Source organism: Bacillus sp. B4EP4a (genome assembly GCF_006680105.1).
GTDB classification, from domain to species: domain Bacteria; phylum Bacillota; class Bacilli; order Bacillales; family DSM-1321; genus Peribacillus; species Peribacillus simplex_E.
Genome location: NZ_VHIK01000015.1, coordinates 85,200 through 95,882, shown reverse-complemented (window position 1 = coordinate 95,882; position 10,683 = coordinate 85,200). Strand labels below are relative to the sequence as shown.

Annotated in this window: 10 protein-coding genes; all 10 read left to right on the top strand. The window is 39.1% G+C overall.

The window, feature by feature from the left end; genetic code table 11:
* Positions 1 to 1,189: toxin Cry1Ac domain D-VI-related protein (locus FNK51_RS08375; RefSeq protein WP_286178605.1), on the top strand; the 1,189-nt coding region annotated here is incomplete at its 5' end.
* 181 nt (positions 1,190 to 1,370) lie between these two features.
* The gene (locus tag FNK51_RS08370) at positions 1,371 to 1,907 is read left to right on the top strand and encodes a DUF4352 domain-containing protein (RefSeq protein ID WP_141993025.1); all 537 of its coding nucleotides are present in this window, start codon (positions 1,371 to 1,373) and stop codon (positions 1,905 to 1,907) included.
* 602 nt (positions 1,908 to 2,509) lie between these two features.
* A complete protein-coding gene (locus FNK51_RS08365; protein ID WP_141993024.1) occupies positions 2,510 to 3,847 on the top strand; it encodes a nucleotide sugar dehydrogenase in 1,338 nt (445 codons plus the stop codon).
* 59 nt (positions 3,848 to 3,906) lie between these two features.
* On the top strand, positions 3,907 to 4,602 hold the full coding sequence (locus FNK51_RS08360) for a YveK family protein (protein ID WP_098373392.1): 696 nt from the start codon (positions 3,907 to 3,909) through the stop codon (positions 4,600 to 4,602).
* Between the two features lie 32 nt (positions 4,603 to 4,634).
* Positions 4,635 to 5,333 (top strand): CpsD/CapB family tyrosine-protein kinase, encoded by a 699-nt coding sequence (locus FNK51_RS08355; RefSeq protein WP_483295557.1) that lies wholly within the window; start codon positions 4,635 to 4,637, stop codon positions 5,331 to 5,333.
* 62 nt (positions 5,334 to 5,395) lie between these two features.
* A complete protein-coding gene (locus tag FNK51_RS08350; RefSeq protein WP_098373390.1) occupies positions 5,396 to 6,127 on the top strand; it encodes a tyrosine-protein phosphatase in 732 nt (243 codons plus the stop codon).
* Positions 6,128 to 6,153: 26 nt separating this feature from the next.
* On the top strand, positions 6,154 to 7,965 hold the full coding sequence (locus tag FNK51_RS08345) for a polysaccharide biosynthesis protein (protein ID WP_141993023.1): 1,812 nt from the start codon (positions 6,154 to 6,156) through the stop codon (positions 7,963 to 7,965).
* A gap of 135 nt (positions 7,966 to 8,100) precedes the next feature.
* Complete coding sequence (locus FNK51_RS08340; protein ID WP_098373388.1) at positions 8,101 to 8,685, top strand: sugar transferase; 585 nt, start codon at positions 8,101 to 8,103, stop codon at positions 8,683 to 8,685.
* 140 nt (positions 8,686 to 8,825) lie between these two features.
* Positions 8,826 to 9,449: an acetyltransferase gene (locus tag FNK51_RS08335; protein WP_141993022.1), complete on the top strand. Its 624-nt coding sequence runs from the start codon at positions 8,826 to 8,828 to the stop codon at positions 9,447 to 9,449.
* Positions 9,450 to 9,461: 12 nt separating this feature from the next.
* A complete protein-coding gene (locus tag FNK51_RS08330) occupies positions 9,462 to 10,625 on the top strand; it encodes a DegT/DnrJ/EryC1/StrS family aminotransferase (RefSeq protein ID WP_141993021.1) in 1,164 nt (387 codons plus the stop codon).
* Positions 10,626 to 10,683: the final 58 nt, after the last annotated feature.

Below are 10,683 nucleotides of genomic sequence, written 5' to 3'. Positions count from 1 at the left end.
AGATCTGTTCACGGACGATAAGTTCGATACATTGAAAGGAACGACGGATCAAGGGGCGATTGACGAAGCCCAAGAAGCGGTCAATAAGCTTCCTGAAGGTGAAGAAAAGGACCGACTGCAAGATTTACTGAATAATGCGAAAGATTTATTGAACAAAAAAGAGCAGGCAGAAAAAGATCTAGCCGATGCGAAGAACAAAGTGGAAGATCTGTACACGGACGATAAATTCGATACATTAAAAGGAACGACGGATCAAGGGGCGATTGATGAAGCCCAAGAAGCGGTCAATAAGCTTCCTGAAGGTGAAGAAAAGGACCGACTGCAAGACTTATTGAACAAAGCGAAAGATCTATTGGATAAAGATATAACCGCTCCAAATGCACCGAAACTAAATGAAGTTACTACAAACAGTAAAGAAGTAACAGGAAGCGGTGAACCTGAAGCAAATGTGACTGTCACCATTAATTCCAAGAAATATACTGGAGTTGTAGGTCAAGACGGGCAATTCAAGATTGCGATTCCAAACCAACCTGTCAATACGATAATTACGGTCACCCTTACAGACACGGCAGGGAATGTCAGCGAGAGTTCATCTGTTAGGGTAGTACAGTTTATGCCTAGTGAACCTGTAAAGATTGACACTGTGTACCAAGATGCACAAACTATAACGGGAACTGCACCTGAAGGGGCAAGGATAGTACGGTTACTGGTAAATGGCGTAGCACTGCGTACGGCACCTGTCAATGAAGATGGAAGATTCAGTATATACAGCAGGTACGTAGGGGTGGACGATCATGGAAATAATTTAACCTTACAACCAGGCGATATCGTAACGGTTGACTACGGAATGCGGACTCCAGCGAACATACAAGCTCATACTACAGTAATCAAGGAAGCGGAGAAACTGCAGGTGAATCCTGTGGCACCTAATGCGGATTATGTTACGGGTAAAGCACCCGAAGGAACTAAGAGTCTTCGTTTGCTAGTGAATGGATTAGCACAGAGAACGGTTTCCCTTAATCAAACGGGATCAGGAGTCATTAATCCGGATGGAAGTTACCAAATTTACAGCCGGTTTATTGTGGATGAAAATGGGGTTACCCGAAGATTGCAAGCAGGAGATGTCATTGAAGTTGACAATGGACCTCTAGTAGTTGGAGGAGATATAGCAAAAACAATAGTCAAATAATCAATGTGGTAAGGATGGTAAGAAGGCCGCTTCTATAGGAAGTGGGTCCTTCTTACATGTTTGAAAATGCTGTTTGGGCATTTTTTCGTTTCGAGAAATTAATTCCAATTTTCGAATTGGATAAAAGGTACTGAAGAATCTCTCTTTAAGAAGGAGTTATATTTTTTAAAGGGGTGGAATCATGATATTGAAGAGAAGGTTCAGAAGTATTGGGATCTGTATATTAACTTTAACCATATTTTTGACAGGCTGCATTTCAGGAGAAAAGGAAGTCCAGGATGAACAGAAAAATATGCAAAAGCAAACGAATACTTCCTCTAAGGACGAAACGGATAAAAATGAAACAGGACAAGATAAAACCGTATCTGGCGTGAGCATTCGGATTGAAAAGGCTTTAAAGCTTGAACATCCAGAGCAAAAAGGGAAACAGGTTTTACAGTTACAGCTTATGGCAACTAATAAAACGGCAGAAGAACGATTTGTAGACGTTTTTGAAATGTCGGTATGGAATCAAGAAAATAAAAAACTTAGAATCTATCCGGGAGATAATTTGGGGACACAACTGTCACCTGGCAAAAGTGTTAAAGGAAATGGATACTACGTAATAGAAGGAAAGGGACCGTTCAAGGTGCAGTATGAAAATACCGACACTAAAGAAAAGCAGGAATGGATAATTGACAAAGTGACAGACATGACAGCGGACGCTCCTAAAAAGTAGGATGTGTTCTTGAAAACTTGGTTAAATTCCCCCGAGTAATGGCACCTTGATAAAGGCCAATTCGATCGGGGGATTTTTGTATTTTTTTTAAAACTAAAAGAAGAATAGGTTGTGGAAAGTTTTTTTAATGGTATTTTGCTAGCTGCTTGCAATATTTTTTGAACTGGAATTTCCAAATATACTGAGTAAGTACTGACCAAAAATTTAACTATATAAATGCGCTAAAATGCGCAAAAGAAAGGAATAACAATGCTGTTGGTGCTGGGGTGTTCATCAGGGTGAAAAAACATGAAATTCAGGATATACAGGGTAGATGAACCAAAAACAGAACGATTCATTCGAAATCTGGAACTGGCATCAAAAGTAATTATGATAATTTATTAATGCTAACGAAAAATAATGGAACAAACAAAGCGGATGTTCAAATTCCAGTAAGTGAATCGACCATAAATATGAATTTCTGGGTTTTGATGACTTAGCTCAATAGTATTGAAAGATTGCTAGTTTATCTTATGTATTGGCATGTCCGGTGAATTTACATTATGGCTTGTTAGTCTTAAATACCGTTATGTTTTTTATAAGTGGAATGGAGGGGTTGAATCATGATAACAGCGATAACTCAAGAAAGAGCTCAATACTCGCTGAAATCTGCTCTGCAAAGAGAATTAAAGAACAAGACGGCTAAAGTCGGAGTGATTGGATTGGGGTATGTTGGACTCCCGACAGCTTGTCATTATGCATCTAAAGGTTATAAGGTGACCGGATTCGATGTTTCAGTGACAAAGGTGGAAAGTTTAAAGTGCGGAATCAATTATATCAATGATGTAGATAATGACGAGCTTACCGAATTGATTAACAAAAAGCGATTTACGGCGACGACGGATATGAAGCAGCTTGGAAATATGCATGTCCTTTTGATTTGTGTTCCCACCCCAGTTAATAAGTTGAAGGAACCTGATATCTCGTATGTGAGGGATGTAGGGAAGATTGTGGCTGAACATGTGAATGAAGGTACAATGGTTATTTTGGAAAGTACAACATATCCGGGAACGACAGAAGAATATATCTGTACACCATTAACAGAAATGGGTTATGTGATTGGGGAAAACCTTTTTGTAGCCTATTCCCCGGAAAGAATAGATCCAGGTAATAAAAAGTTTAATTTAAGCAACACACCAAAGATCGTCGGGGGGATGACGGAAACCTGTACAGATCTAGCGTGTATGTTTATCGGACCGACAGCCCATCGTGTTAATGGGATCCGTGTTGCAGAATTAAGCAAAATCTTTGAGAACACTTTCCGATGGATTAACATGGCTTTGGTCAATGAATTTACGGTTCTATGCAATGAACTGGAAATTGATATATGGGAAACGATCAATGCGGCTTCCTCAAAACCATACGGGTTCATGAAATTCACCCCAGGCATTGGTGTCGGCGGGCATTGCATACCGGTCGATCCATACTATTTGCTCTATAAAGCAAAAGAACACGGTCACCGGACAAAAATGATTGAATTGGCTGGGGATATTAATGACGGAATGGTTCACTATTCTTATACGCGCATACTTGAACTGCTTGCAGCCAATGACAAGCTCATGAAACACTCACATATTGTGGTTTTGGGTGCAACTTACAAAAGTGATATTGGCGATTTAAGGGAAAGCCCGGTCATCCGCTTACTTGAACGATTACAAAACAAGGTCCAGAATCTAACCGTCATCGAACCTTATGCAAAAGAAATCCAAATCAACGAACAGATTATACCGGTGGAAAAATATGATGCTGACATTCTTCAAAAAGCCGATTTAGTTGTCATTGGAACACCACACAATTGTTTTGACTGGAAAAGTGTCCATGATAATGCTTCATTAATATTCGATTCCAAGAATGTGATGGAGGAAAATGGACTGCTTTCTGATAAGGTCGCAAAATTATAGGAAACAGAAAAAAGAAAAGGATAAACGGAAAGTATTTTAGTTGGATTGGAGTTGATTGAATGAGGGAGACACTCAATATAAAAGATCTTTTTCAAATGGTAAAAAAACGCATCGTGCTCATTATTATCATCACAACCCTTATAACGGCAATGACGGGAATCGTTAGCTTTTTCATTCTTTCACCTGTTTACCAAGCTTCTACACAAATCTTAGTCAATCAATCCAAAGAAAAGTCAGAACTTTACAATGTAGGTGAGATTCAAACCAATATTCAATTGATCGAAACGTACAGCGAGATCATAAAAAGTCCGATGATGTTAGAAAAAGTCAAAGAACGACTGAATCTAGATATTTCAAATTCAGCATTGTCGGAACAAATCAAAATCGTCAGTAATGGGAATTCACAAATATTTACCATTAAAGTTGAGGGTGCTGACCCTAAATTTGCCGTTAGTGTCGCCAGTACAATAACAGACATATTCCAATCTGAAATAAAAGCGCTTATGAATGTGGACAATGTCAATGTCTTATCCAGAGCAACTATAGGAGATAATTCATCACCCATAAAACCGAATCCGATCTCGAATACGATCATTGCATGTTTTGCAGGGGTGATCATAAGTTTATTTCTTACATTCATGATCGAATTTTTCGACAAAACAATCAAAGTTGAGTCTGATATTGAAGAACATTTAAAGATCCCGATGCTAGGCATCGTTAATTTAATGGAAGATAAAAAAAAACGGAAATTATAAATCTGTAATCCCAACCTCAAGAGGTGAAAAGCTTGGCACGCAATAAACGATATAAAATGACAGAGATTAAAAAAAGAAGCAGTATTTCCATGTTGAAATCGAAGTCACCGGTTGTGGAGCAATATAGGACGATTCGAACGAACCTTCAATTTTCCGCTGTGGAAAAAGACATACGGTCGATGATCTTCACTTCTGCAAATGCTGGTGAAGGAAAATCGACCACTTCAATCAATGTCGCAGCAGTATTTGCTCAGCAAGGGAAACGCATTCTCATCATAGATGCAGATTTGAGAAAGCCGAGTGTTCATACTAACTTTAACATGGAGAACTACTTGGGGTTAACGAATATCATATCAAAGCAAAATCAATTACTTGATGCTGTACAACCTTCCATTTATCCCAATTTGGATGTGTTGACAAGTGGGCCCATCCCGCCAAACCCATCAGAGTTGCTTGGGTCAAACGGAATGGTGACAGTGTTGGATGAAGCAAAGCTGAATTATGATTTAGTAATACTGGACACACCGCCTGTTAATGCAGTTACAGATGCTCAAGTACTAGCGAATATGACAGACGGCGTTGTTTTAGTGGTCAGCAGCGGAAGGACTGAAATACAGCAAGCAAAAAAAGCGAAGGAATTACTTGAAAATGCAAATGCAAAGCTTCTGGGCGCAATCTTAAATAAGAAAAAACAAAAGCATCCAGACGAATATTACTATTATGGTAGATAAAAAAATGTAGTTTGGAAGTTTTATGAATTTAGCATTCGCGGTTAGCCAAAGAGGGGATAACAATGATTGATATTCATAGTCATATTTTACCGAAGATGGATGACGGTGCTGGAAATATCCAGGAAAGTATAGAAATGGCGAGAAAAGCTGTAGATCAAGGAATTTCTAACATAATAGCAACCCCTCATTATAATAAGGGGATATATGAAAATGAAAAGGAAAAAGTCGTGAAAGAAACTGCAAAATTAAACCTAGTGCTAGCTGATCTCGAAATCCCGCTAAAAGTATGGCCAGGGCAGGAAATAAGGATATCCGATGAACTTTCAGATGATTATGATAATAATGAAATCATGGGCTTGAATGGTTCGCAGTACATCCTTCTCGAACTACCTTCTAATCATGTGCCAAGGTATACGGAACGATTAATTTATGATTTGCAAATGAAAAGGATGACACCGATCATCGCTCATCCAGAGAGGAATTTGGAAATAATAAAAAATCCGCAACTTTTAAAAGAATTAATTTGGAAGGGTGCGTATTCACAAATAACAGCAGGGAGCATCACGGGTAAATTCGGATGGAGAACAAAAAGGTTTTCCAAATATTTAGTTCACTCAGGTCTTACTCATTTTATTGCATCAGATGCTCATAATGTTGGAAAAAGAGGTTTTCAGATCAGGGAAGCACATAAGTTGATTGAAAAGAATTTCGGACAAGAAATGGTCGACGCCTTTAATGAAAATGCCGAGAATGTATTGTACGGATTGAAAGTTAAGGAACTCTTGTTTGACTAAAAATATTAATATGGGGAGAAGTAGATTTGACATATTATAACCGGCTTTTCACATTAGTCTTACTGGACGCCATGATTGTTGTAACAGCTGTATTTTTAAGTTATTGGTTATTACATCCATATGATGAACTTCCGGCATTTACACTGACGGGTACGCTTATTTTGCTCTTGTGTCATTATTTCTTTACAGCTTATTTGAAACAATATAAAAAGGCATGGGAATACGCAAGTATCAGGGAAATGTTCAATATATTCAAAGTGACGGCCTTTTCTATTACCATTACAACCGTCTTTCAGCTATACTTTACCGATTTTCTTTATATTAGAGAACTTTTCATTACCTGGATTCTGTATATGGCCATGATTGGGTGCTCACGTTTGGCATGGAGAATCTATTTTGAACGATACATTAAGCAATCACCAAATAAAAAAAGAACGTTGATCGTAGGCGCCGGATCTGCCGGGACGATGATAACGAGTCAGTTGTTAAAATCCAGCAATATAGAGTTAGTCCCAGTTGCATTCGTTGATGATGATAAAACGAAACTAAGTTTAGAAATCTTCAATATACCAGTAGTAGCAGCAACAAAACATATTTCTCAAGTGGTCGAGCAATACAAAATAGAACATATCGTGATTGCGATTCCTTCTTTGAAAAGAGAGGAGATAAATGACATTTTTTCAGAATGCACTAAAACGTGCGTAAAAACTCAAATTGTCCCTAGCCTGGAAGCGATTGTTCAAGGTAAGGTTCCAATTAATGAATTGCAGGATATCCAGATGGAAGACTTATTGGGTCGCTTACCCGTTCAACTTGATGATAAAGGGATTTCAGAAAAGATTGTTGATGGCACTATTTTAGTAACAGGTGCAGGCGGTTCAATTGGATCAGAAATCTGTCGTCAGATCATGAAGTATAATCCAGCTAAAATTGTATTGCTTGGACATGGTGAAAACAGCATTTATGCGATCGAGTTGGAATTACGGGAGGCTTATGCAAATACTATTGAAATCGTGACCGAAATTGCAGACATTCAGGATCGCAGGAGGATGTTTCAGGTAATCGAACATCATCATCCAAATATAGTCTATCATGCGGCCGCCCATAAACATGTACCGCTTATGGAGTCCAACCCTAAAGAAGCGGTGAAAAATAACATGATAGGCACGATGAACGTTGCGGAGGCATCGGAGGCCGGCATGGTGAATATTTTTGTCATGGTTTCGTCAGATAAAGCCGTAAATCCGACAAGTATAATGGGTGCCTCTAAATGTTTAGCAGAGATGATGATCCAGTATAAGAGTTTGTCGAGTCATACTAAATTTGTAACGGTCCGGTTTGGAAATGTCCTTGGCAGTAATGGCAGCGTCATCCCACTCTTTAAAAAACAAATAAGAAAAGGAGGACCTTTGACAGTCACTCATCCGGATATGATTCGCTATTTCATGACGATTCCGGAAGCTTCGAGATTAGTCATTCAGGCAGGAGTTCTGGCCAAAGGAGGAGAGGTATTCGTACTTGATATGGGCGAACCTGTCAAAATTGTCGATTTCGCTAAAAAGCTTATCCAACTGTCAGGTTACAACGTTGAAGACATTGGGATAACCTATACTGGAATTCGGCCAGGAGAAAAATTATACGAAGAATTGCTTGGGGAAGATGAAGTTTACTTAAATCAGATCTATCCGAAAATCCATATTGGAAAACCAAGAGAGGTAAATTGGAATGCAATAAAAGATATTATCACAACATATGATGTCTTGAGCGAAGAAACGTTAAAAGATAGAATGTTGAATTTAGCAAATTATAGGAAGAATAACAAAGTTCCCATACCGTGACAATGGCTCATATCCAGGTGATGATAGCAATCACCAGAAAACATTTGCAATTGATTACTGGAATTCCGTAAAGCTATCTGAAGAATTCCTTCGTTTACTTGATAACGATACACAATGATGATTTGGGAGGGAAAAATGAAACGGGCTTTTGAATTATTGATATCTTGTCTGGCGCTCATATCCAGTTCACTTCTTATGCTGCTTATCGTCATCCTCATCCGTTTGAAATTAGGTTCACCTGTCATTTTTAAGCAGGAGCGCCCAGGCCTTAATGGTAAACCATTTTTTTTGTATAAGTTTAGAACGATGACGGATGAAAAAGATGAAAATGGGGATTTGGTTCCTGATGAGAAGAGATTAACCGATTTTGGGAAATTACTTAGAAAATTAAGTTTAGATGAATTACCTCAATTATTCAATGTCATGAAAGGGGATGTGAGTTTTGTAGGCCCACGGCCATTATTAATGGAATATCTCCCATTATATACTTCCGAACAAGCTAGGAGGCATGATGTCCGTCCAGGAATGACAGGTTGGGCACAAGTGAATGGACGCAATGCAATCTCTTGGGAGAAAAAATTTGAGCTTGATGTCTGGTACGTAGAAAATCAATCCTTTTTATTGGATATGAAGATCATATACCTTACCTTGATTAAGGTATGTAAACAGGAAGCCATTACCCAAGAAGGGCATGTAACAACCCGGAAATTTGTTGGATAATAGGATGAATGATATTGATTGATGATTTACCAAAACTCAAATGAAATCGAATCTGGAGGAAACAGTTAGAAAATCTCCAGGTTCTGAGGAAATTTATCTTAAGGAAACTCCAAATTTGATGATGTTAGAAGTGATGTGAATTGAAGAAAATCGTAATAATCGGTGCGGGCGGGCACTCAAAAGTTGTTCAAGATATTGTTGAAGCAATGGGTGAATATCGGCTCATGGCTATTTTAGATGATCAATACGAAGTGCTGAAAAGAAAGGGAAATGTATATTTTGGCCCCATCTTAAGCTATAGAAGGTTGTTTATTCATTTTGAATGTAAGGTAATTATTGCGATAGGCAGGAACGATTTAAGATTTAAAATCGTAAACGAGCTGAATTTAGATGTAATGGATTATGAGACAGTCATTCACCCCACTGCTGTAGTGGGCAAAAATGTCTCGATAGGTAAAGGAACGGTCATTATGCCTAATGTCGTCTTGAACGCAGGCGCGAGGGTGGGGAATCATGTCATTGTTAATACGTCTTCAGTTATTGAGCATGATACCCATCTTGATGACTTTATCCATATAGCACCAAGTGCAACACTGACAGGAGCTGTCAAGGTTGGAACTGGTACCTTGATGGGAGCTGGTTCTACGGTCATACCAAGCATAACGATAGGGGAATGGTGTACGGTTGGAGCCGGGTCAACCGTCATTAAAGACATTTCTGATGCATCTACAGCTGTGGGGTCCCCAGCTAGGATAATAAAATAAGGAGTGTGTGGGATGGAGAATAAAAGATTGTATCTTTCGCCTCCTCATATGAGTGGGAATGAACAAATGTACATTAGCCAAGCGTTCGAGACAAATTGGATAGCGCCACTGGGACCGAACGTAAAAGCTTTGGAAGTGGAATTTGCCAAATATGCAGGCACTAAGGGGGCATTGGCAGTAAGTTCAGGAACTGCGGCCATTCATTTGGCATTGCAAGTATTGGGAGTCACCAGTGGTGATACCGTATTCTGTTCTTCATTAACTTTTATAGCCAGTGCAAATCCTATCATCTATCAAGGGGCGAAGCCTGTTTTTATTGATTCCGAATCTGATACATGGAATATGTCACCTAAGGCATTGGAACTGGCTTTGGAATACGCTAGGAAAAAGGGGGAAATTCCAAAAGCCGTCATTTTGGTCCATCTATTTGGACAGAGTGCAAAGGTGGATGAGATCAAGAGCATTTGCGGGAAATATAAGGTTGCTTTAATAGAGGATGCGGCAGAATCCCTTGGTGGCACTTACAAGGGGAAGCAAACAGGAGCGTTTGGAGATATAGGGATTTATTCGTTTAATGGAAATAAAATCATAACAACTTCCGGTGGGGGCATGCTGGTTTCAAATAACGAGGAATTTTTACATAGGGCTCTCTTTCTATCTACACAAGCACGTGATCCAGCGCTTCACTATCAGCATAGCTCGATTGGATATAACTATCGTTTAAGCAATATTCTAGCTGGAATCGGTCGTGCCCAACTAGAAGTATTGGATGACCGTGTAAAAGTTCGGAGAGAAATTTTTGATCGGTATAAAAAATCATTGGGAAACATACCTGGCATTACCTTCATGCCTGAGTTAAAAGATACGATGGGGAATCGCTGGCTTACCGCATTAACAATAGACGACAAAATCAATGGAGTACGATACATTGACGTGATTAATGCGTTAGAAGCAGGAAATATTGAGTCCAGACCAGTATGGAAACCATTACATTTACAGCCTGTCTTTAAAAATGCAGCATTTTTTACAGACGAAAGCGGGGATAAAAGCATTTCAAGTATGTTATTCGAACAAGGTTTATGTTTGCCGTCCGGTTCGGGCATGACATTTGAAGATCAAGAGCGGGTCGTGGCAATTGTTAAGGAAGTACTTGAACCGTCTAAAATAGCCCGATGATCCTTTCGCCGTGTGATACGAGTTAATTCATTAAAGGAACTGTTCAATGCTGTTACAT